17 protein-coding genes are annotated in these 23,172 nt (G+C 71.8%); 1 reads left to right on the top strand and 16 read right to left on the bottom strand.

The genetic code is table 11. The annotated features are described in order from the left end of the window. Nucleotides 1–55: 55 nt before the first annotated feature. The 16 genes from obgE to ABD335_RS12370 form a co-directional block, all read right to left on the bottom strand. Nucleotides 56–1,495, bottom strand: a complete 1,440-nt coding sequence (gene obgE, locus ABD335_RS12445; RefSeq protein WP_344322337.1) for a GTPase ObgE — start codon at nucleotides 1,493–1,495, stop codon at nucleotides 56–58. A gap of 214 nt (nucleotides 1,496–1,709) precedes the next feature. Next, the gene (gene rpmA / locus ABD335_RS12440; protein ID WP_344322336.1) at nucleotides 1,710–1,967 is read right to left on the bottom strand and encodes a 50S ribosomal protein L27; all 258 of its coding nucleotides are present in this window, start codon (nucleotides 1,965–1,967) and stop codon (nucleotides 1,710–1,712) included. Nucleotides 1,968–1,981: 14 nt separating this feature from the next. Next, the gene (rplU, locus tag ABD335_RS12435; protein ID WP_031507467.1) at nucleotides 1,982–2,305 is read right to left on the bottom strand and encodes a 50S ribosomal protein L21; all 324 of its coding nucleotides are present in this window, start codon (nucleotides 2,303–2,305) and stop codon (nucleotides 1,982–1,984) included. A gap of 253 nt (nucleotides 2,306–2,558) precedes the next feature. Continuing rightward, the gene (locus ABD335_RS12430) at nucleotides 2,559–6,644 is read right to left on the bottom strand and encodes an Rne/Rng family ribonuclease (RefSeq protein WP_344322335.1); all 4,086 of its coding nucleotides are present in this window, start codon (nucleotides 6,642–6,644) and stop codon (nucleotides 2,559–2,561) included. A gap of 238 nt (nucleotides 6,645–6,882) precedes the next feature. After that, on the bottom strand, nucleotides 6,883–7,629 hold the full coding sequence (locus ABD335_RS12425) for a TIGR03936 family radical SAM-associated protein (RefSeq protein WP_344322333.1): 747 nt from the start codon (nucleotides 7,627–7,629) through the stop codon (nucleotides 6,883–6,885). A 103-nt stretch (nucleotides 7,630–7,732) separates the two neighbouring features. Further along, on the bottom strand, nucleotides 7,733–8,290 hold the full coding sequence (locus ABD335_RS12420; protein WP_344322332.1) for a GNAT family N-acetyltransferase: 558 nt from the start codon (nucleotides 8,288–8,290) through the stop codon (nucleotides 7,733–7,735). 123 nt (nucleotides 8,291–8,413) lie between these two features. Next, entirely contained in the window at nucleotides 8,414–10,345 is a 1,932-nt protein-coding gene (locus ABD335_RS12415) for a TIGR03960 family B12-binding radical SAM protein (protein WP_344322331.1), read from the bottom strand. 113 nt (nucleotides 10,346–10,458) lie between these two features. Next, nucleotides 10,459–11,592: a rod shape-determining protein RodA gene (rodA, locus tag ABD335_RS12410; protein WP_344322995.1), complete on the bottom strand. Its 1,134-nt coding sequence runs from the start codon at nucleotides 11,590–11,592 to the stop codon at nucleotides 10,459–10,461. A 56-nt stretch (nucleotides 11,593–11,648) separates the two neighbouring features. Then, nucleotides 11,649–13,763 (bottom strand): penicillin-binding protein 2, encoded by a 2,115-nt coding sequence (gene mrdA / locus ABD335_RS12405; protein ID WP_344322330.1) that lies wholly within the window; start codon nucleotides 13,761–13,763, stop codon nucleotides 11,649–11,651. Between the two features lie 13 nt (nucleotides 13,764–13,776). Next, nucleotides 13,777–14,469, bottom strand: coding sequence for a rod shape-determining protein MreD (gene mreD, locus ABD335_RS12400; protein WP_344322329.1), 693 nt, complete (start codon nucleotides 14,467–14,469; stop codon nucleotides 13,777–13,779). Between the two features lie 9 nt (nucleotides 14,470–14,478). Then, nucleotides 14,479–15,453 carry a rod shape-determining protein MreC gene (gene mreC, locus ABD335_RS12395; RefSeq protein WP_344322327.1) on the bottom strand — a complete coding sequence of 325 codons (975 nt, stop codon included), beginning with the start codon at nucleotides 15,451–15,453 and terminating at the stop codon, nucleotides 14,479–14,481. Between the two features lie 159 nt (nucleotides 15,454–15,612). After that, on the bottom strand, nucleotides 15,613–16,632 hold the full coding sequence (locus tag ABD335_RS12390) for a rod shape-determining protein (RefSeq protein WP_344322993.1): 1,020 nt from the start codon (nucleotides 16,630–16,632) through the stop codon (nucleotides 15,613–15,615). A gap of 285 nt (nucleotides 16,633–16,917) precedes the next feature. Next, complete coding sequence (gene ndk, locus ABD335_RS12385) at nucleotides 16,918–17,331, bottom strand: nucleoside-diphosphate kinase (protein WP_344322326.1); 414 nt, start codon at nucleotides 17,329–17,331, stop codon at nucleotides 16,918–16,920. Nucleotides 17,332–17,423: 92 nt separating this feature from the next. After that, the gene (locus ABD335_RS12380; RefSeq protein ID WP_344322325.1) at nucleotides 17,424–17,765 is read right to left on the bottom strand and encodes a DUF4233 domain-containing protein; all 342 of its coding nucleotides are present in this window, start codon (nucleotides 17,763–17,765) and stop codon (nucleotides 17,424–17,426) included. Beyond that, nucleotides 17,766–19,304, bottom strand: coding sequence for a bifunctional tetrahydrofolate synthase/dihydrofolate synthase (gene folC / locus ABD335_RS12375; protein ID WP_425583617.1), 1,539 nt, complete (start codon nucleotides 19,302–19,304; stop codon nucleotides 17,766–17,768). Nucleotides 19,305–19,393: 89 nt separating this feature from the next. Then, the gene (locus tag ABD335_RS12370) at nucleotides 19,394–22,042 is read right to left on the bottom strand and encodes a valine--tRNA ligase (protein ID WP_344322324.1); all 2,649 of its coding nucleotides are present in this window, start codon (nucleotides 22,040–22,042) and stop codon (nucleotides 19,394–19,396) included. Between the two features lie 133 nt (nucleotides 22,043–22,175). Between ABD335_RS12370 and ABD335_RS12365 the strand changes: the two genes are divergently transcribed. Continuing rightward, nucleotides 22,176–23,099 (top strand): hypothetical protein, encoded by a 924-nt coding sequence (locus ABD335_RS12365; protein ID WP_344322323.1) that lies wholly within the window; start codon nucleotides 22,176–22,178, stop codon nucleotides 23,097–23,099. Nucleotides 23,100–23,172: the final 73 nt, after the last annotated feature.

Raw genomic sequence — 23,172 nt, 5'->3', positions numbered from 1 at the left:
CGACCGCCGCGGGCGATGGAACGGTCCCCCTCGGCGGCGGGGCGGACCGGGAAGGTCACGCGAAGGGGTCGAACTGCCGGTACTCCCGCATCGTCTCGTCGCGCTCCGCCTCGCGCTCGCGGCGGCGCTGGGCGGCCGGGCGGAGGGTGTCCAGACGGTGGTCCTCCCCGCGGCGGCCGAGCATCTCCGCGCCCGCGGAGACCGAGGGCTCCCAGTCGAAGACGACCGCGTTGTCCTCGGGACCGATGGCCACGCCGTCGCCCTCGCGGGCGCCCGCCTTCATCAACTCGTCCTCGACCCCGAGACGGTTGAGGCGGTCGGCGAGGTAGCCCACGGCCTCGTCGTTGTTGAAGTCGGTCTGGCGGACCCAGCGCTCCGGCTTCTCGCCGCGCACGCGGAAGAAGCCCTCGCCCTCCTTGGTGACGGTGAAGCCCGCGTCGTCCACGGCCTGGGGACGGATGACGATGCGGGTCGCCTCCTCCTGGGGCTTCGCCGCGCGCGCCTCCTCCACGATCCCCGCCAGGGCGTAGGAGAGCTCCTTCAGACCCTTGCGGCTGACGGCCGAGACCTCGAAGACCCGGTAACCGCGGGCCTCCAGCTCGGGCCGGACGATGTCGGCGAGGTCCTGCCCGTCGGGGACGTCGACCTTGTTGAGCGCCACGATCCGCGGACGGTCGTCCAGACCGCCGTACTGCGCCAGTTCGGCCTCGATGACGTCCAGGTCCGTGACCGGGTCGCGATCGGACTCCAGCGCCGCGCAGTCCAGCACGTGGACCAGGACCGCGCAGCGCTCGACGTGGCGCAGGAACTCCAGGCCCAGCCCCTTGCCCTGGCTGGCGCCGGGGATCAGCCCGGGGACGTCGGCGATGGTGTAGACGGTCGAGCCGGCCGTCACCACGCCCAGGTTGGGCACCAGCGTGGTGAAGGGGTAGTCGGCGATCTTCGGCTTGGCCGCGGAGAGGACGGAGATCAGGGACGACTTGCCCGCCGAGGGGTAGCCCACGAGCGCCACGTCGGCCACCGTCTTCAGCTCCAGGACGATGTCGCGGGTCTCTCCCGGCTCCCCCAGCAGCGCGAAGCCCGGCGCCTTGCGGCGGGGCGAGGCGAGCGCGGCGTTGCCCAGGCCGCCCCGGCCGCCGCGGCCGGCGACGAAGGTGGTGCCGTGGCCGATCAGGTCGGCCAGCACGTTGCCCTGCCTGTCGAGGACGACCGTGCCGTCCGGTACGGGCAGCACCAGGTCCTTGCCGTCGGCGCCCGAGCGGTGGCCGCCCTCGCCCGGCTTGCCGTTTCCGGCCCGGCGGTGCGGGGTGTGGTGGTACTCCAGGAGCGTGGTCACGGACTGGTCGACGACGAGGACGACGTCGCCGCCCCGGCCGCCGTTGCCGCCGTCCGGGCCGCCCAGCGGCTTGAACTTCTCCCGGTGCACGGAGGCACAGCCGTGGCCTCCGTTACCCGCGGCGATGTGCAACTCGACGCGGTCCACGAAGGTGGTCATGACGGGTGCCTCCCAGCTGATGATCAAAGGGCGTACGGAATGTCGTCGGCCGGATGTCGGCCGTGCCGGTCGAGCCGGCGGCGCCGCGGACCGGGCCGGCGGCGTCTTGTGTCCAACGCGCCGAGGGCGGATCCGCTTCCCGCCGGTGCGCGCGTCCGCGCGTACGACGAGAGGCGGTCCGCCCTCGGAACGTGTGGTGCCGTACCGTGCCGGATTACTCGCCGACCGGGACGACGTTCACGACCTTGCGGCCGCGGTGGGTGCCGAACTTCACCGCACCGGCGGACAGCGCGAACAGCGTGTCGTCGCCGCCGCGGCCCACGCCGGCACCCGGGTGGAAGTGGGTGCCGCGCTGGCGGACCAGGATCTCGCCCGCCTTGACGACCTGGCCGCCGAAGCGCTTCACGCCGAGCCGCTGCGGGTTGGAGTCACGCCCGTTCCTGGTGGACGATGCGCCCTTCTTGTGTGCCATCTCTCTTCAGTCCCTTACTTCGTCGCCGGGGCGTCGATGCCGGTGATCTTCAGCGCGGTGTGCAGCTGGCGGTGACCGATCCGCTTGCGGTAGCCGGTCTTGTTCTTGTACTTCAGGATGTCGATCTTGGCACCCTTGTGGTGGTCCACGACCTCGGCGTGGACCTTCACACCGGCCAGGACCCAGGGGTCGCTGGTGACCGCATCGCCATCGACGATGAGCAGGGTCGAGAGCTCGACGCTGTCGCCGACCTTGCTGTTGGAGATACGGTCAACCTCAATCACGTCCCCGACGGACACCTTCTGCTGGCGGCCGCCGGTGCGCACGATCGCGTACACGCGGAACTCTCTCTCGCTCGTGGGTGGAGCCCCTGATGCCAGCCGCCCGACACGGGCGGGCCCGTGGTGATCCGAGTGGATTGAGCGGCCTCTCCTCACGCTCCCACGACACCGCGTGGAGCGTGTGGAGGGAGGTGCTCAGGAGCCTGGCGTATCCATCGACACGCCGACGGTCAAGATTACGGGGCCGGAAGTCGAAGGGTCAAACCGGGCTCCCGGTCGCCGGAAGGCGCCCGGGAGCCCGGCGGACCCGTCAGTCCTCGGCCGGGGCCGAGACGGACGGCGGGGTCTGCTGCTCCGCCGCCGCGGTCTTCCTGGCCGCCGACTTCCTGGTCGCCGTCTTCTTCGCGGCGGCCTTCGTCGTCGACTTCTTGGCGGCGGCCTTCTTCGCCGTCGTCTTCTTGGCCGCCGTCTTGGTCGCCGTCTTCTTGGCGGCCGTCTTGGTCGCCGCCTTCTTGGCGGTGGCCTTCCTGGCCGTCTTGCGGGCCGTCTTCTTCGCCGGGGCCGCCTCCTCCGCCTCCGGCTCGCCGGCGGCCTCGGACTCGCCCGTGGCCGCCGGGGTGCCGGCGGGCTCGGTGATCTCCGCCGCCTCCGGGGAACCCGCCGGAGCGGCGGCCCGACGCACCACGCGACGGCGGGGCCGCGCCGGGGGCGCGGGCTCCTCGGCCGGTGCCTCCGCGGCCGGAGCCACGGGAGCGGGCTCCTCGGCGGCGGGAGCGGCCTCGGGGACCTCCGACGCCGGGGCGGGGGCCTTCTCCTCCGCCCGCTCGGCGGGCTCCTCGGGCGCCTTCCCGGGCGCCGGGACCACCACCACCGCGGCCTCGGCCTCGGCGGCCGCCTTCGGCGGACCCGCCGGAGCCGACACCTTCCGGGCGACACGCCGCCGGGTGCGCGGGCGCGGCTCCTCCGCCACCTGGACCGTCTCCGCCGTGCCGGCGGGCTCGGAGGCGGACTCCTCGGCGACGGCAGCGGCCTCGGGCGCCTTCTCGGGCGTTCGGACCGCGGCAGCGGCCTCGGGGGTCTCCTCCCCGAGCTCCTCCGCCGGCTGCTCCTCGGGCGCCTTCCCGGGCGCCGGAACCACGGTCACCGCGGCCTCGGCCTCGGCGGCCGCCTTCGGCGGACCCGCCGGAGCCGACACCTTCCGGGCGACACGCCGCCGCCTGCGTCCGCGCCGGGCGGCCTCCTCGGCCTCGGCGGCGCTGTTGTACAGCTCCTCGTCCGGGACGAACGCCGGCTCGGGCAGCGCCGCGGGCTCGGCGACCGCCGCCGAGATCTCGGCGAGCGTCTCCGCCGGTGCCTCGGCCGCCGGCTCCTCGACGGACGGGACCTCCACCGGCGCCTCGGGCGCGGGCTGCTGCGCGGCGCCCTTGCCCTTCTTCCGGGCGCGCTTGCCGCCCCCGCCGCCCTGCGTCTGCACCTGGTCCATGTGGACGATGACGCCGCGGCCGTTGCAGTGCGCGCAGGTCTCGGAGAACGACTCCAGCAGCCCCTGGCCGACCCGCTTGCGGGTCATCTGGACCAGGCCCAGCGAGGTGACCTCGGCCACCTGGTGCTTGGTCCGGTCACGGCCCAGGCACTCCAACAGGCGCCGCAGCACCAGGTCGCGGTTGGACTCCAGCACCATGTCGATGAAGTCGATCACGATGATGCCGCCGAGGTCGCGCAGCCGCAGCTGGCGCACGATCTCCTCGGCCGCCTCCAGGTTGTTCCTGGTGACCGTCTCCTCCAGGTTGCCGCCCTGGCCGGTGAACTTGCCGGTGTTGACGTCGATGACGACCATCGCCTCGGTCCGGTCGATCACCAGCGAACCGCCGCTGGGCAGCCAGACCTTGCGGTCCAGCGCCTTCATCAGCTGCTCGTCGATCCGGTAGGTGGCGAAGACGTCGACCTCGGAGGTCCACTTCTGCAGCCGGTCGGCCAGGTCGGGCGCGACGTGCGAGACGTACCCGTGGATCGTCTCCCACGCCTGGTCGCCGCTGACGATGACCTTGGAGAAGTCCTCGTTGAAGATGTCGCGGACGACCCGGACGGTCATGTCCGGCTCGCCGTAGAGCAGCGTCGGAGCGTTGCCCTTGCGCGCCTTCTTCTGGATGTCCTCCCACTGCGCCTGGAGCCGCTCGACGTCGCGGCGCAGCTCCTCCTCGCTGGCGCCCTCGGCGGCGGTGCGGACGATGACGCCCGCGTCCTCGGGGACGATCCGCTTGAGGATCTGCTTGAGCCGGGCCCGCTCGGTGTCCGGGAGCTTGCGGCTGATGCCGGTCATCGAGCCCTCGGGCACGTAGACCAGATAGCGGCCGGGGAGGGAGACCTGGCTGGTCAGCCGGGCGCCCTTGTGACCGATCGGGTCCTTGGTGACCTGGACCAGGACGGACTGGCCGGACTTGAGCGCGGTCTCGATCCGGCGCGGGCCGCCGGACGTCCCCAGGGCCTCGAAGTTCACCTCGCCGGCGTAGAGGACGGCGTTGCGGCCCTTGCCGATGTCGACGAAGGCGGCCTCCATCGACGGCAGGACGTTCTGGACCTTGCCCAGGTAGACGTTGCCGACGTAGCTGGTCGACTGCTCCTTGTTGACGAAGTGCTCGACGAGGACGCCGTCCTCCAGCACGCCGATCTGGGTCCGGTCGCCGTTCTGGCGGACGACCATGACGCGCTCGACCGCCTCGCGGCGGGCCAGGAACTCGGCCTCGGTGATGATCGGGGCGCGGCGGCGGCCCTGCTCGCGGCCCTCGCGGCGGCGCTGCTTCTTGGCCTCCAGACGGGTGGAGCCCTTGATGGACTGCACGCCGTCGGCGCTCTCGGCCGGCTCGTCCTTCCTCTTCCGCGGCTCGCGGATCTTGACGACCGTGCGCTCCGGGTCGTCGGGGGAGAGCTCGGCGCCCACCGGCTCGGCCTCGCCGCTGCGGCGCCGGCGCCGGCGCCGGCGGCGGGAGGTGCTGCTGGAGGCGACCGGGTGCTCGCCGGCGGCGGACTCGGCGGTGTCCTCCTCGTCCCGCTCGGCGTGGTGGTCCTCCTCGGCCGCGACGGCGGTCTCCTCGCCGCTCTCCGCGCCCTCGTCGTCCTCCTCGTCGCCCCGGGCCTCGTCGGCGGTCTCGGCGTCACCGCCGCGACGACGGCGGCGGCCACCGCGCCGGCGGCGGCGTGCGGGACGCTCGTCGCCCTCCTCGAAGTCCTCGGCCCGGTCCTCCGGCTCCTCGTCCGTCTCCTCGGGCTCCTCGAACGCCTCGGCCTCCTCGGCGGCGGCGCCCCGCTCGGGCCGCTCGTCCGCCTCGCCGCCGCGACGGCGGCGCCGGCGACGACGGCGGGAGGAGCCGGCGGACTCGGCGTGGGCCGCCTCGTCGACGTGCTCGCCGTCCTCGGCGTATCCGGTCTCGTCCTCGTCCTCGTCCGGTTCCTCCAGCTCCGCGGCCTCGGCCGCGGCGGCGATGGCGGCGGTCTCCGGGGTCTGGAACACCGGCTCGGCGAACACCGGGGGCTGGAACACCGCCACGGGCGGCTTCTTCCTCACGCGCCGCGCCGGCGCGGACTCGGCCTCGGCGGGAGCGGGCTTCTCGGGCTCCGCCGAAGGCTTCTCCTCGCGCTTCTCGGCCTCGGGCTCCGCCGCGGGCTTCTCGGCAGGCTTCTCGGCCTCGCGCTTCTCGGCCTCGGGCTTCTCGGCGGCGGCCTTGCGGCCGCGTCGCCGGGTGCGGGCGGGCGTGGAGCGCTCGGCCTCGGCGGGCTCCGCCGGCTGCTCCTCGGTCGCCTTCTCGCTCGCCGCGGCCTCCGCCTCCCCGGCGGGCCGCTCGGGTTCGGCGGCGGGCTTCCCGGCCTCCTCGGCCGGCTGCGGCGGGCCCGCCGGAGCGGAGGCGCGGCGCGTCGTACGCCGTCGTGTGCGGGTGGGCGCCGGCTGCTCCGCGGCGGCCTCGGCGGGCTTCTCCTCGGAGGCGCCCGCCTCCTCCCCCGTCTCGGGCCGCTGCTCCCCGGACTCCGCGCCGGCGTCGGCCCGCGACGCGGGCAGCACCGTCTCGGCCGGCTCCGGCGGGCCCGCCGGAGCGGAGACGCGGCGGGTCGCGCGGCGGCGGGGGCGCGGCGGCGCGGGTTCGGTCTCGGAGGTCGGCTCGGAGGCGACGGGGGCCTGTTCGGACGGCGTGTCGGCCCGTGCGACGGCCGGGGTGACGACCTCCGGCTCCGCGGTGGTGACCGCGGGCGGTCCCGCCGGGCGGGACACGGCACGCCGGCGGCGGCGCGGCGGCAGGGTGTCGCTGGGGGTGTCGTGTGTGGTCGGGGCCTCCCCGCCGGTGGCGGGGGACGTCCTGTCGTTGTCGTTCGCGGTGATCTCCGCGGATTCCGTGGGTTCGCGCATGCGGGCGGTTCTCCCGTCACGCTCCCGGGCGCCGTACCTCGATCCGGTCGGCCTCCGCTCGGTGTGCGCGGGCCGCTGTCCGGGGCGCGGGCGCCGCACGGGAGCTGTTGTCTCGCTCGCCGGTTCCGTGCCGTCGGGCCCGAAACCGGCGAAAGTCTGCTGGTCTGTGCGCCTGCCTGACAGCCGGACCCGGGTGGCTCCCTGGTGCCTCGCACATCGGCGGCGCGGCGGCGTCGGCCTACGCGGTGACGTCCGGCGCCGTCGCGACGGGTGGTGCGTCGCGGTCGGGCGCGAACGGATCGGTCACCGTGCCGGTCTCCTCATCGAGCGGCCCCTGCGCCAGCCTGGTCACCGCTGCGGGGACCGGCGGCGCCAGGTCGGCCGTAGCTCGGAGGCCGGACAGGACGTCGTCGGGTCGTACGGCGGGTGTCTGGTGCCGTACTACCAGGCGCAGTATCGCACAGGGGCGGTCCCCGGGCCTATCGGACCCGGCCGGGACGACCTCCAGTGAGGCCACTGCGGCGCGTGTGTCGAACGTGCGCATGCCCTTCTTGGTCTGACGCTGGACCTCCACCGAGTCGGCGGCGAGGAACGCCTCGACCGCCTTCCCCGCCTCTTCCGGCGTCACGCCGTCCAGCCGCAGCTCCCAGCAGGAGGCCGTGAGCCGGTCGGCGAACCCGCCGGTGTGGGCCTCCACCGCGTCGACGACGTCGAGTCCGTCGGGGAGCGACTCGTCGAGCAGGCGCCGCAGCACCTCGGGGTCGCGCCGCTCGGCGAGCGCGATCTCCAGGTACTCGGCCTCGCTCCCCGTGCCGGTCGGCGCCGCGTTCGCGTACGAGACCTTGGGGTGCGGGGTGAAGCCCGCGGAGTATGCCATGGGCACTTCGGCCCGGCGCAGCGCCCGCTCGAAGGCGCGTTGGAAGTCGCGGTGGCTGGTGAACCGGAGGCGGCCGCGCTTGGTGTAGCGCAGTCGGATGCGCTGCACCGCGGGTGCGGGCGGCGGGCCTTCGGGCTGTCGCTTGCCCAGTGTCCCTCAGTCCTTCGTGCTGTCCTGGGCCCGGCGTGGGGCCGTGTTCCTTTCCCCCAGGTTACGCGGCTCCCGGCGCCGGCGCGGTCGGTACCCAGTACCGCAGCTTCACTCCCCGCCGATCCTCGAAGACCCCGCCGCACGCCTCGATGACCTTCCGGGAGGCGACGTTGGTGTGGTCACAGGTGATCAGGGCCGGGTCGATGCCCAGGTAGTGGGCCACCGGCAGGGCGGCGCGCAGCATGGCGGTCGCGTGGCCGCGCCGCCGCGCGGAGGCGCGCACGTCGTAGCCGATGTGCCCGCCGTAGTCGAGGAGGAAGGGGGTGAGGCGGTGGCGGATGGCGACGCGGCCGAGGTAGGTGTCGCCGTCGACCCACCACAGGGTGGTGCAGGGGACGAGCCCCGACGGGCGCGGTGTGTTCTCCTCCGCGTCGGCCCGGAGGCGGGCCACGTACTCGGCGAAGACCTCCGGGGCCTCCCACCGGCCGCGCCAGGTGCGCAGGTCGCGGCCGACCATCGAGTTGTCGTCCGGCGCTCCGCGACCCTCCGCCGCGAACTCCTCCATCGCCTCGACGAAGGAGGCGTGGACGCGGACGGTGGGCACGGTCAGCTCCGGCATGGACAGCAGTGTCGCAGAGCGCGACCGCCTCCGACCGGCGGACATCCGTCGGTCGGAGGCGGTCGGAGGCGGTCGGACGCTGTCCCGTGCCCGGACCGGCGGGCCGCTCTGCCCGCTCGGCCCCTACGTGTTCCGGACGACCGTCAGCGGCAGCAGCTTCTTGCCCGTCGGGCCGATCTGGATGGAGGTGTCCATGGCGGGGCACACGCCGCAGTCGAAACAGGGCGACCAGCGGCAGTCCTCGACCTCGGTCTCGTCGAGGGCGTCCTGCCAGTCCTCCCACAGCCAGTCCTTGTCGAGACCGGAGTCGAGGTGGTCCCAGGGCAGGACCTCCTCGTAGGTGCGCTCGCGCGTGGTGTACCAGTCGACGTCCACGCCGTGGGGGGTCAGCGCACGGTCGGCGCACTCCATCCACAGGTCGTAGGAGAAGTGCTCGCGCCAGCCGTCGAAGCGCCCGCCGGCCTCGTAGACGGCGCGGATGACGTCGCCGACGCGGCGGTCGCCGCGCGAGAGCAGGCCCTCGACGATGCCGGGCTTGCCGTCGTGGTAGCGGAAGCCGATGGAGCGGCCGTACCGCTTGTCGGCGCGGATCTTCTCGCGGAGCTTCTCCAGGCGGGCGTCGGTCTCCTCGGCGGAGAGCTGCGGGGCCCACTGGAAGGGGGTGTGGGGCTTGGGGACGAAACCGCCGATGGAGACCGTGCAGCGGATGTCGTTGGAGCCGGACACCTCGCGGCCCTTGGCGATGACCTTGCCGGCCATGTCGGCGATCTGCAGGACGTCGTCGTCGGTCTCCGTCGGCAGGCCGCACATGAAGTACAGCTTCACCTGCCGCCAGCCGTTGCCGTAGGCGGTGGCGACGGTGCGGATCAGGTCCTCCTCGGAGACCATCTTGTTGATGACCTTGCGGATGCGCTCGCTGCCGCCCTCGGGGGCGAAGGTCAGGCCGGAGCGGCGGCCGTTGCGGGTCAGCTCGTTGGCCAGGTCGATGTTGAAGGCGTCGACCCGGGTGGAGGGCAGCGACAGGCCGATCTTGTCGTCCTCGTAGCGGTCGGCCAGGCCCTTGGCGATGTCGCCGATCTCGCTGTGGTCGGCGGAGGAGAGCGAGAGCAGGCCGACCTCCTCGAAGCCGGTGTTCTTCAGGCCCTTCTCCACCATCTCGCCGATGCCGGTGATGGAGCGCTCGCGCACCGGGCGGGTGATCATGCCCGCCTGGCAGAAGCGGCAGCCGCGGGTGCAGCCGCGGAAGATCTCCACGCTCATCCGCTCGTGGACGGTCTCGGCCAGCGGCACCAGCGGTTTCTTGGGGTAGGGCCACTCGTCGAGGTCCATCACGGTGTGCTTGGTCACGCGCCACGGCACGCCGGAGCGGTTGGGGACGACGCGGGCGATCCGGCCGTCCTCCAGGTACTCCACGTCGTAGAACTTCGGCACGTACACGCCGCCGGTCTTCGCCAGGCGCAGCAGCAGCCCGTCGCGCCCGTCCGGGCGCCCCTCGGCCTTCCAGGCCCGGATGATCTCGGTGATCTCCAGGACGGCCTGCTCGCCGTCGCCGATGACCGCGCAGTCGACGAAGTCCGCGATCGGCTCGGGGTTGAAGGCGGCGTGGCCGCCGGCGATGACCACCGGGTGGTCGTCGCCGCGGTCCTTCGCCTCCAGCGGGATGCCGGCCAGGTCGAGCGCGGTGAGCAGGTTGGTGTAGCCGAGCTCGGTGGAGAAGGAGACGCCGAGCACGTCGAAGGCGCCGACCGGCCGGTGGGCGTCCACGGTGAACTGCGGGACCCCGTGCTCCCGCATGAGCTTCTCCAGGTCCGGCCAGACGCTGTAGGTGCGCTCGGCGAGTACGCCCTCGCGCTCGTTGAGCACCTCGTAGAGGATCATGACGCCCTGGTTGGGCAGGCCGACCTCGTAGGCGTCGGGGTACATCAGTGCCCAGCGGACATCGCAGGCGTCCCAGTCCTTGACGGTGGAGTTCAGCTCTCCGCCGACGTACTGGATCGGCTTCTGGACGTGCGGGAGGAGGGCCTCCAGGCGCGGGAAGACCGACTCGACAGGCATGGGTGGTGTCCTCGGATGCTGGGGTCTGGGTGCCGATCCGCGCGCGGGTGTGCGGACGGAAGTGACCATCCAGCCTAACCCCTGCCGGAGCGGGCCCCGCGCCGCCCGAGGGGTCAGGCGGACACGGGGCGCTGCACCCGGATCGACTGGAGCAGTCCAATGGCGATCCACACCGCGAACATCGAGGTGCCGCCGTAGCTGACGAAGGGCAGCGGCAGGCCGGCGACCGGCATGATGCCCATCGTCATCCCGATGTTCTCGAAGGACTGGAACGCGAACCAGGCGATGATCCCGGCGGCGACGATCGTGCCGTACAGCTCGGTCGTCTCGCGTGCGATGCGGCAGGCGCGCCAGAGCACGACGCCGATCAGGAAGATGATCAGGCCCGCGCCGAGGAAGCCCAGCTCCTCGCCCGCGACGGTGAAGACGAAGTCGGTCTGCTGCTCGGGGACGAACCGTCCCGTGGTCTGGGTGCCCTCGAACAGCCCCTTGCCGTAGAGGCCGCCCGAGCCGATGGCGATGCGGGCCTGGTTGGTGTTGTACCCGGCGCCGGACGGGTCGAGGGCCGGGTTGGCGAAGGCGGCGAACCGCTTGATCTGGTAGTCGTCGAGCACGCCGAGCTGCCAGACCAGCACCGCGCCGACACCGCCCGCCGCGAGCAGGCCGATGATCCAGCGGTTGGACGCCCCGGAGGCCAGCAGCACCCCGAGCACGATCACGGCCAGCACCATCACCGAGCCCATGTCGGGCATCAGCATGACGATGCCGATCGGCACGGCGGCCAGTCCGAGGGCCTGCACCACCGTGCGGTGGTCGGGGTGGACGCGGTCCCCGGCGTCCACCCGGGCCGCCAGTATCATCGCCATCCCCAGGATGATGGTGATCTTGGCGAACTCGGCGGGCTGGAGCGAGAAGCCGCCGCCCAGCTTCAGCCACGCGCGCTGGCCGTTGATCGTCGCGCCGAGCGGGGTGAGCACGAGCAGCGCCAGCAGCACCGACAGCACGTACAGCACCGGGACCGCGCCGCGCAGCCTGCGGTGCCCCAGCCAGATGGTCCCCACGGCCAGCGCCACGCCTCCGGCGAGGCTGAACAGGTGGCGCCAGAGGAAGTACTGCGGGTCGCCCTCGTTCAGCTCGGTGCGGTTGCGGGTGGCGGACCACACCAGCAGGGCGCCGAGGATCGACAGCGCCACACAGGCGAGCAGCAGTACCCAGTCCAGGCGCCGGACGACGGAGTCCCGCGCCATGATCTTGCTCCAGGCCGACCGCTCCTGCCAGGGCCGTCCCGCGTAGGAGTGGGTGCTCACGGCTTGAAGCCCTTCTGACGCTGGGCCTCGATCGTGCCGTCCCGGTTGATCTTGGGGAGTTCCTTCTGCGGCTTCGGCAGCAATGCCTTGTCCTTGTGGATCTTGCCGTCGTCGTCCACGCCGTACAGCGCGTCGTAGATGTTGCGCACGGCCGGGCCGGAGGCACCGGAGCCGGTGCCTCCCTGGGAGATCGTCATGACGATCGCGTACTCGTCGGTGTAGGTCGCGAACCACGAGGTGGTCTGCTTGCCGTAGACCTCGGCCGTACCGGTCTTGGCGTGCATGGGGATCTTCTCCTGGGGCCAGCCGGTGTCGGCGAAGCGCCAGGCCGCGGTACCGCGGGTGGCGACGCCTTCGAGGGCCTTGTCCATCTGCCGCAGCGTCTTGCGGTCTATCGGCAGCCTGCCCCTCTTCTTCGGCTCGATCTCCTCGACGTGCTTGCCGTCCGGGCCGACGACCGCCTTGCCGACGGTGGGCTCGTACACGGTGCCGCCGTTGCTGAGGGCCGCGTAGATCACGGCCATCTGAATGGGCGTCACCAGGGTGTCGCCCTGGCCGATGGAGTAGTTGACGCTGTCACCGGCGCGCAGCTTGTTGCCCTCCACGCAGTTCTCGTACGCGATCTTCTCGACGTAGTCCCCGTCCTTCTTGCCGTACTCGCACCAGGCTTCCTTGTTGGCCTCCCAGTACTCCTGCTTCCACTTCCGGTCCGGGACGCGGCCGGTGACCTCGTTGGGCAGGTCGATCCCGGTGCGCTTGCCGAGGCCGAACTCGTGGGCCATCTTGTAGAACCAGTCGTCGGGGTTCTTCTTCGGCTTGTTGCCGCCGTCCTTCTTCCACTCCTGGTGGGCGAGGGCGTAGTAGACGGTGTCGCAGGAGACCTCCAGCGCGCGGCCGAGGTCGATCATGCCGTGGTTCTGCGACTCGAAGTTCTTGAAGACCTGGCCGCCGATGCTGTACGAGGACGAGCAGTTGTAGCGCCCGTCGAAGTCGTAGCCGGCCTTGACCGCCGCGGCGGTCGGGATCACCTTGAAGATCGAGCCGGGCGCCGCCTGCCCCTGGATGGCCCGGTTGAGCAGCGGGTAGTTGGACTTCTTCCCGGTGAGCTCGGCGTAGTCCTTGGCGGAGATGCCGCCGACCCAGGCGTTGGGGTCGTAGTCCGGCAGGGAGGCCATCGCCACGATCCGGCCGGTCTTGGCCTCCATCACCACGACCGCGCCCGCGTCCGCCTTGTAGTTCTCGCCGGTGTTGTCGTCGAACTGCTTGCGGGCCTCCTCCATCGCCTTGGCCAGCTCCTTCTCGGCGACGGCCTGGACGCGGGAGTCGATGCTGGTGATCAGGCTGGAGCCGGGCTCGCCCTCGTCGTTCTCGGCCTCCCCGATGACCCGGCCGAGGTTGTCCACCTTGTACCGCGTCACGCCCGCGTCGCCGCGCAGCGCGGCGTCGTAGCTGCGCTCCAGGCCGGAGCGGCCGATCTGGTCGGAGCTGAGCAGCGGCGAGTCGCCGTCCTTGGCCTCCTCGATCTCCTCGTCGGTGACGGGCGAGAGGTAACCCAGGACCTGCGCGGTGTTGGCGCCGTACGGGGACGGGTAGCGGCGGACGGCGGTGGGCTCGGCGGTGATGCCGGGGAAGTCCTCCTGGCGTTCGCGGATCTGGAGCGCCTGCTGCGTGGTGGCCTCGTCGGTGATCGGGATGGGCTGGTAGGGGGAGCCGTTCCAGCACGGCTGCGGCGTCTCGGCGTCGCAGAGGCGGATCTTCTCGGACACCTCCTTGTAGGACATGCCCAGGACGTCGGCGAGCCGGGTGAGGACGGCCTTGCCGCCGTCCTCCATCTTCATCAGCTCGGTGCGGCTGGCGGAGACCACCAGCCGGGTCTCGTTGTCGGCCAGCGGAACGCCGCGGGCGTCGAGGATGGCACCGCGCACGGCGGGCTGGACGACCTGCTGGACGTGGTTGCCCGCGGCCTTCTCCGCGTACTCCTCGCCGTTGCGGATCTGGAGGTACCACAGCCGCCCGCCGAGGGTGAACATCAGCGAGAAGACCAGGATCTGGATGGCGACCAGTCGGATGGTGACCCGGGGCGTGCGCCCGGTCTCGGGAATGTTGCTCACTGATCCGCCTCCGTCACAGTCGCTTGACTCCCCTGATCCGTCCCACCCGGCTCCTGGACGTCCGGGACAGGAGACCTCCGCTCCGGCCGCCGGTCGTACGGGCCGCCCGGCCGCCCAGCCGCCTCGCACGGCTCGCGCCGAGCAGTCCGCCACCGTATCCGCGGGCGCTGTCCGCCGCGCTGCCCGACGCCTCGGCGAGCGGGTCGTGCTGGGTGCGGCGGGCCAGCGCCATGATCGCCGGGACGGTGAACGGCGCGAGCAGCAGGTCGTAGACGGTGGCCGTCAGCAGCAGCCCGCCCAGACCCACGTGGCGGGCCGCGGTGTCCCCCACCAGCGCGCCGACGCCCGCGTACAGCAGGGTGGAGGAGAGCGCCGCGCCCGCCACGACGAGCATGGGGACGGTGGCGCTGCGGTACTGGCCGTTCTCCGGCTTGGTCAGGCCGGCGGCGTAGCCGACGACGCACAGCACCAGGGCGTACCGGCCCACGGCGTGGTCGGCGGGCGGCGCGAGGTCGGCCAGCAGTCCGGCGCCGAAGCCGATCAGGGCGCCGCCCGTGTGGCCGTACACCAGCGCCAGGCCGAGGACGGTCAGCAGCAGCAGGTCCGGTACGGCGCCCGGCAGTTGGAGCCGGGCCAGCACGCTGACCTGGACGACCAGGGCGACGACGACGAGCGCGGTGGAGAGCAGGATCCGGTTGAGGTGCATCGCTGTTACTCAGCTCCTGGAGGGGCTGGGGGTGGCCCCGTCGGAGGGGGTGGCTCCGTCGGAGGGGCTCGCGCCCGCGGAGGGGGTGGCGGTCACCGTGACCGTCGGGGTGGGCTTGGCCTTCGGCGCCGGCGGGAGCACCGCGTCGCGCGGGTCGGTGCGCGGCGCCTTGACGACGACGCCGACGATGTCGAGCTTCGTGAAGCCGACGTACGGCCGCACCCGCACCGTCCTGGTGAGACCGCCGCTGTGCGGGTCCACCTGGATGACCTCCCCGACCGGCACGCCGGGGACGAACGGCCTGTCGTTGCTGGAGCCGAAGGTGACCAGGCGGTCGCCCTTCCTCACCTCGGCCTTGCTGTTGAGGAGCTGGACGGTCAGGGCGCTGTCGCCGCGACCGTTGGCGAAGCCCAGCTCGTTCGTGCCCTCCAACCGGGTGCCGACGGTGAAGTCGGGGTCGTTGGCGAGCAGCACCGTGGAGGTGCTCGGCCCGACGGTGGTCACCCGGCCCACGAGCCCGTCGCCGTTGATGACGGTCATGTCGCGCTTGATGCCGTCCCGCTCCCCGACGTCGAGGGTGACGGTCCAGGAGAAGCCCTGGGCCGCGCCGATCCCGACGACCTGGGCGGCCTTGATGCCGTACTGCCCGGCGCCCGCGGTCCTGAGGAGCTTCTCCACCTCGCGCACCCGGGAGCCGTCGCGGTCGGAGGCGGCGAGCCGCTGCTTCAGCTCCGTGTTCTCCCGCTCCAGTTCGCTGATCCGGTCGTAGCGCTCGCCGGAGTCCCGCACGGCCGCGATGGCGTTGCCGACGGGGTCGACGGCGGTGGCGACGGTGTTCTCCACCGGGCCCAGGACGGACGCCGTGGCCTCCCGTGCTCCGTCGAGCGGCGAGCTCTCACCTCCGCGGATGTCCACCGTGATCAGTGCGAACGCGATGGCCACCAGCAGGACGAGCAGCAGCCGGCTCTCTCGTGTATCCCTCACGTGCGACGGCCGTACCTTCCCGTTGTCGGACTTGTCTGACCGTGGTGTCGTTCTGCCTCCGGAGCGCGTCCGGCGGCCGGGCGGCGCGCCGCGGCCGGGACGGCCCCGCGCTCCGCCCGCGCGGCGGCGGGACCGGGCACCCTCCCGGTCCCGCCGCCGTCACCGGCGTGGCTGCGCGTCGAGCACCTGCTGGAGCGCCTCGAACTCCTCGACGCACTTGCCGGAGCCCAGCGCCACGGAGTCCAGCGGGTTCTCGGCGATGTGGATGGGCATGCCCGTCTCGCGCCGCAGCCGCTCGTCCAGGCCGCGCAGCAGGGCGCCGCCCCCGGTGAGCACGATGCCGCGGTCCATGATGTCGCCGGAGAGCTCGGGCGGGCACTTGTCGAGGGTGGTCTTCACCGCGTCCACGATGGAGTTGACGGGCTCTTCGATGGCCTTGCGGATCTCGGCGGCGGAGATCACCACGGTCTTCGGCAGTCCGCTGACGAGGTCACGGCCGCGGACCTCGGTGTGCTCGTCGGTCTCCATGTCGTACGCCGAGCCGATGGAGATCTTGATGCTCTCGGCGGTGCGCTCGCCGAGGAGGAGGCTGTACTCCTTCTTGATGTGCTGGATGATCGCGTTGTCCAGCTCGTCGCCCGCGACGCGGATGGACTGCGCCGTGACGATCCCGCCGAGGGAGATCACCGCGACCTCGGTGGTGCCGCCGCCGATGTCGACGACCATGTTGCCCGTCGCCTCGTGGACCGGCAGGCCGGAGCCGATCGCGGCGGCCATCGGCTCCTCGATGATGTGCACCTGCCGGGCGCCGGCCTGGGTGGACGCCTCGATGACCGCGCGGCGCTCGACGCCCGTGATGCCGGAGGGAACGCAGACGACCACTCGGGGGCGGGCGAGGTAACGGCGCTTGTGGATTTTGAGGATGAAGTAGCGGAGCATCCGCTCGGTGATCTCGAAGTCGGCGATGACACCGTCCTTCAAGGGGCGGACCGCCACGATGTTGCCAGGGGTGCGGCCGATCATCTTCTTCGCCTCGGCGCCGACCGCGAGGATTCCGCCGGTGTTGGTGTTGATGGCGACGACCGATGGCTCGTTGAGGACGATCCCGCGACCCCTGACGTACACCAGCGTGTTGGCGGTCCCGAGGTCGACAGCCATGTCACGGCCGATGAACGACATGTTGTTCGCCATGAGGATACGTCAGGCCTTCCAACTGGAGCGATGTGAGAGGGAGGACGACAGCGTGCGCTGAGGGGCCCGGAGAAGTTTCCATCGTAGTCGCGCCCGTTCGAACGCGGTGGGAGGGTTCCTCCTCCGTCATTGTCGGCGGAACGCGTGTCATCCCTGTAAGGGCTGACGTCGCGTCCGGGTGATTCGTTCCCCCGAGTGGGGGTGGATTCACGATGGGGCGATCGAATTCCATCGATCGCCCCAGGTCAAGAGTTTCGCGATGGTGACACGCCGTCAGCCGCGGGAGGGGAAGAAAATCTTCAGCTCCCTCTCGGCGGACTCCTCCGAGTCCGAGGCGTGGATGAGGTTCTCGCGCACGATGGTGCCGAAGTCCCCCCGGATGGAGCCGGGCGGTGCGGCGATCGGGTCGGTCGGGCCGGCCAGGGCGCGCACCCCCTCGATCACCCTCTCGCCCTCGACGACCATCACCACGGACGGGCCCGAGGCCATGAACTCCAGCAGCGGCTCGTAGAAGGGGCGGCCGACGTGCTCGGCGTAGTGCTGCTCCAGCGTCTCGCGGTCCAGCGTGCGCAGCTCCATGGCGCTGATCGTCCAGCCGGCCTTGCGCTCGATCCGTCCGACGATCTCGCCGATCAGGCCCCGCCTGACCGCGTCGGGCTTGAGGAGGACGAGAGTGCGCTGGCTCATGGGCTGCGGCTCCTTCGGGGTACAGCGGAACAGGTGATTCCAAGTGCTCGAAAGGCTACAGGGGCGCCGCCGGAAACCCGGCGGCGCCACCGTCAAGCGGTGTCGGCCCCGGCCGCGAAGCGGGCCTTGGCCTCGTCGATCTTCCGGCCGAAGTGGATCGAAGCCCACCACAGGCCCGCGAAGAGGGCACCGAGGAAGAACATCGCCGGGACGACGAGACCGGACGCGATCAGGCCGATCTGCAGCGCCCAGCCCAGGTGCAGCGCCCCGGGCCGGGTGAGCACGCCGCACAGCACCAGGCACAGCGCCATCGCCACGCCGCTGACGGTCCACACGGTCCCCGCCGACAGGTCGCCGAGCCGCATCGCCACCAGGCCGGCGAAGCCGATCACGAAGAACTCCCCGATCAGCGTGGAGGCGCAGAGCGTACGCATCTAACGATCCTTTCCGAGCAGCAGCCGGGCCTCGCCGACCGTGAAGACCGAGCCGGTGACCAGCACGCCCGCGCCGGCGAACTCGCCCTCCTCCTCGGCCAGGGTGACGGCCTCCTCCAGGGCGTCGTCGAGTCGCGGCTCGACCTGGACCCGCTCCTCGCCGAAGACCTCCACGGCCAGCGCCGCGAGTTCGTCGACGTCCATGGCACGGGGAGTGGCGTTACGGGTGACGACGACCTCGGCGAAGATCGGCTCGAACGCCTCCAGCAGCCCTCGCACGTCCTTCTCGGCGCTGGGGGCGACCACCCCGACCAGGCGGCTGAAGCCGAACGCCTCGGTGATCGCCTCGGCCGTGGCCCGCGCGCCCGCCGGGTTGTGGGCGGCGTCCAGCACCACGGTCGGGCTGCGGCGCACCACCTCCAGCCGTCCCGGCGAGGTCACGGAGGCGAAGGCGGTGCGGACGGTGTCGATGTCCAGGGCGCGGGCGTGCTCGGCGCCGATGCCGAAGAACGCCTCGACGGCGGCCAGCGCCACGGCGGCGTTGTGCGCCATGTGCGCCCCGTGCAGCGGGAGGAAGACCTCCGGGTACTCCCCGCCCAGCCCGCGCAGCGTCAGCAGCTGACCGCCGACGGCGACCTCGCGGGAGACGACGCCGAACTCCAGCCCCTCGCGGGCGACCGTGGCGTCCATCTCCACGGCCTTGCGGAGGATCACCGAGGCGGCCTCCACCGGCTGCTGGGCCAGGACGACGGTGGCGCCCTCCTTGACGATCCCGGACTTCTCCACCGCGATCTTCTCGGGCGTGTCGCCCAGCCGGTCGGTGTGGTCCAGGGAGATCGGGGTGACGACGGCGACGCCCGCGTCGATGACGTTGGTGGCGTCCCAGGTCCCGCCCATGCCGACCTCGACGACCGCCACGTCCACGGGGGCGTCGGCGAAGGCGGCGTAGGCCATGCCCGTCAGCACCTCGAAGAACGACAGCCGGTGCTCGGAGGAGGCGTCGACCATCTCGACGTACGGCTTGATGTCCCGGTACGTCTCGATGAATTTTTCGGGCGGGATCGGCGCGCCGTCCAGGCTGATCCGCTCGGTCACGGCCTGGACGTGCGGGCTGCTGTAGCGGCCGGTGCGCAGGTCGAACGCGCCCAGGAGCGCCTCGATCATCCGCGCGGTGGTGGTCTTGCCGTTGGTGCCGGTGATGTGGATGGAGGGGTAGGAGCGCTGGGGGTCGCCCAGGACGTCCATCAGGGCGCCGATGCGCTTCAGCGACGGGTCCAGCCGCGTCTCGGGCCAGCGTCCCACCAGCTCGTTCTCCACCTCCCGCAGCTCCCGGTCCAGCTCGGGGTCCTCTGGCCGGGTGGGCAGGTCGCTCGGGGGCGGTCCCGCCTGGGTGCGGAGGGTGCGGCTGCCCGCCTCGATCACGGCCATGTCGGGGTCACGGTCGGTCTCGGCGCCGATGATCTCGTCGAACTTCTCGACCAGGTCGGGTTCGTCGTCGTGGCCGTTGCCGGGGTCGTCGTGCGGGGAGTGCTCACTCACTGTTTCAGTGTACGGAGACGGCCACCGCCGCCACGCCCGGGCGGGGGTGGCGGCGGTGGCCCTCTCGTCGTACCTGTCTCCTGCCCGCGTCAGCCCTGCGGCAGTGCCTCCAGTTGGGCGGAGATCCGGGCGATGTCCGCCTCGGCCCGCGCCTTGCGGGCGCGGATCTTCTCCACCACGTGGTCGGGGGCCTTGGAGAGGAAGCCCTCGTTGCCGAGCTTGGCCGTGGTCTGGGCCAGCTCCTTCTCCGCCGCCGCCAGGTCCTTCGTCAGGCGCTTGCGCTCGGCCGCGAAGTCGATCGCGCCGGAGAGGTCCAGCTCGACCCTCGCCCCGGCCACCGGCAGGGACGCGGTGGGCTGGAAGCCCTCCCCGGCCGGCGTCAGGCGCGACAGGGAGCGGATGGACGCCTCGTGCGCCACCAGGACCGTCCCCTGGAGGGTGAGCCGGGCCGGGACGCGCTGGCCGGGCTGGAGGCCCTGGTCGGCGCGGAACCGGCGGACCTCGGTGATCACCTGCTGGAGCGTGGCGATCTCCCGCTCGGCCTCGGCGTCGCGGAAGCCGGAGTCGGTCGGCCAGTCGGCGACGACGACGGTCTCCCGGCCCGTCAGCGTCGTCCACAGCGTCTCGGTGACGAACGGCATCACCGGGTGGAGCAGCCGCAGGGTGACGTCCAGGACCTCGCCCAGGACGCGGGCGGAGTTCCGGGCCGCGGCGCCGCCCTCGGCGAAGGTGGTCTTGGACAGCTCGACGTACCAGTCGAACACCTCGTCCCACGCGAAGTGGTAGAGGAGGTCGGAGAGCTTGGCGAACTGGTAGTCGTCGAAGTACGCGTCCACCTGCGCCACGACCGTGTTCAGCCGGGAGAGGATCCAGCGGTCGGTCGCCGACAGCTCCTCGGGCGCGGGCAGCTCGCCCTCGACCGTGGCGCCGTTCATCAGCGCGAAGCGGGTGGCGTTCCAGACCTTGTTGGCGAAGTTGCGGGACGCCTGGACCCAGTCCTCGCCGATGGGCACGTCGGTGCCGGGGTTGGCGCCGCGCGCCAGCGTGAAGCGCAGCGCGTCGGAGCCGTACTTGTCCATCCAGTCCAGCGGGTTGACCGCGTTGCCGAAGGACTTCGACATCTTCTTGCCGAACTGGTCGCGGACCATGCCGTGCAGCACGATCTGGTGGAACGGCGGGGTGCCGTCCATCGCGTACAGGCCGAACATCATCATCCGGGCGACCCAGAAGAAGAGGATGTCGTAGCCGGTGACCAGGACGGAGTTCGGATAGAACTTCTCCAGGCTCTCGGTGTGCTCGGGCCAGCCCAGCGTGGAGAAGGGCCACAGGCCGGAGGAGAACCAGGTGTCCAGGACGTCGCTGTCCTGGTGCCAGCCCTCGCCCGTCGGGGGCTCCTCGTCCGGGCCGACGCAGACCGTCTCGCCGTTCGGGCCGTACCAGACCGGGATGCGGTGGCCCCACCACAGCTGGCGGGAGATGCACCAGTCGTGGAGGTTGTCGACCCAGTCGAAGTAGCGCTTCTCCATCTCCTTGGGGTGGATGGAGACCCGGCCGTCGCGCACCGCGTCGCCCGCGGCCTTGGCCAGCGGGCCGACCTTGACCCACCACTGCATGGACAGCCGCGGCTCGATGGTGGTCTTGCACCGCGAGCAGTGGCCGACGGAGTGGACGTACGGGCGCTTCTCGGCGACGATCCGCCCCTCGGCGCGCAGCGCGGCGACGACCGCCGAGCGGGCCTCCAGCCGGTCCAGGCCCTGGAACGGGCCGTGGGCGGTGATCACGGCGTGCTCGTCCATGACCGTGACGCCGGGCAGGTCGTGGCGGCGGCCGATCTCGAAGTCGTTCGGGTCGTGGGCCGGGGTGACCTTGACGGCTCCCGTGCCGAACTCCGGGTCGACGTGCTCGTCCGCCACCACGGGGATGCGGCGGCCGGTGAGGGGCAGCTCGATCTCGGTGCCGACGAGGTGGGTGTAGCGCTCGTCGTCGGGGTGGACCGCCACGGCGGTGTCGCCGAGCATCGTCTCGGCGCGGGTGGTGGCGACGACGATGGAGTTCTCGCCCTCGCCGTAGCGGATCGAGACCAGCTCGCCGTCCTCGTCGGAGTACTCCACCTCGATGTCGGAGATGGCGGTCAGACAGCGCGGGCACCAGTTGATGATCCGCTCGGCCCGGTAGATCAGCTCGTCGTCGTAGAGCCGCTTGAAGATCGTCTGGACGGCCCGGGAGAGCCCCTCGTCCATGGTGAAGCGCTCGCGTGACCAGGCGACACCGTCGCCCAGGCGCCTCATCTGGCCGGAGATCTGACCGCCGGACTCGGCCTTCCACCGCCACACGCGCTCGACGAACGCCTCGCGGCCCAGGTCGTGGCGGGACTTGCCCTCCTTGGCCAGCTCGCGCTCGACGACGTTCTGGGTGGCGATGCCCGCGTGATCCATGCCCGGCTGCCACAGCGTCTCGTGGCCCTGCATGCGCTTGCGGCGCGTGAGGGCGTCGATCAGCGTGTGCTCGAAGGCGTGGCCCAGGTGCAGGCTGCCGGTGACGTTGGGCGGCGGGATGACGATGGCGTACGGCGGCTTGTCGCTCTTGGCGTCCGCCTCGAAGTAACCGCGCTCTACCCAGCGCTCGTACAGCTTCCCCTCTACCTCGGCCGGAACGTACTGGGTCGGCAGACTGGCGTGGGCGCTGTTCGACGGCTCCGCCCCGGCGGGGGTCGGGCTCTGCTGAGTGTTCTCGGTCACGACCGCCAGTGTACGGGCCGCTATGTAGCAGTCTCGAATCGGTTTGGGGTCCCGGAGCACCGGGAAGAGCCGCGGTCCGCCAGGATGGGGGCTGCGTATTCATGCACATGCCCAAACAAGGGGGAGCCTCGTCGTGAGCCACAACCAGCCACCGCCGCAGCCCGGCCCGTACGGTCAGCAGCCTCCGCCGCAGCCCGGCTACGGCTACGGCTACCCGCAGCAGCCGGGGTACCCCCAGCAGCCCGGGTACGGCCATCCGCAGCAGCCCGGCTTCCCCCAGCAGCAGGGCCACCCCGGGCAGCCCGGCTATCCGCCGCCGCCGGGCTACCCGCAGCAGCCCGGTTACCCGCAGCAGCCCGGCCCCTATGTGCCTCCGCCCCCGCAGGGCGGCGGCAACGGCAAGAAGGTCGGCATCGTCGTCGGCGCCGTCGCGGCCGTGGCCGCGCTCGCGGTGGGCGCCTGGCTGGTCTTCGGCAGCGGTGGCAGCGGCGACCTCGCGGACGACGGCCCGCACAAGCTGGAGATGAAGGACACCGCCGCCGGGATGTACAAGATCCCCAGCTCGGACAGCGGGCGCCAGGACGACTCGATGAACGGCAAGCTGCCCATCAAGAACCCCACCAACGTGGGCGCCGCCTACAGCGCCACCAAGGCGGGCGAGGGCCTCGACTCCCTCGAGGCCCTGAGCGACATGGTGGGCTTCTCCGGTGTCTACGGCGAGATCGAGGACCCCGAGAAGGCCCTCGACTCCTTCTTCACCCTCATGAAGAGCGAGATGCTGAAGAGCTCCGAGAACAAGGACACCCGCATGGAGGGCGCCCCGCAGGGGGTGACCCCCGAGGGCGCCGACGGAGCCCTGGCGAAGTGCCAGAAGATGGTCCCCGCCGAAGGCGTCGAGGTGGACCCGGGCGAGCCGGACAGCATCCACGTGTGCGCCTGGGCCGACTACAGCACCTTCGGGGTGGTGATGCCGACGGGGAAGAAGGGCCCGCACGACCTCGACGGCACGGCCGAGCTGCTCGGCAAGATGCGTCAGGACCTGCGCGTCGCGAAGTGACCCGCCGCCCTCGGGGCGCCGCGGACGCGGAACCGACGGACCGGAAGGGGCACCCGGTGGGAGCCGGGTGCCC

The sequence above is a fragment of the Streptomyces macrosporus genome (assembly GCF_039533145.1).
GTDB classification, from domain to species: Bacteria; Actinomycetota; Actinomycetes; order Streptomycetales; family Streptomycetaceae; genus Streptomyces; species Streptomyces macrosporus.
Note: the sequence above shows the minus strand (reverse complement) of the source record. Positions and strands in the feature narration are given on the sequence as shown.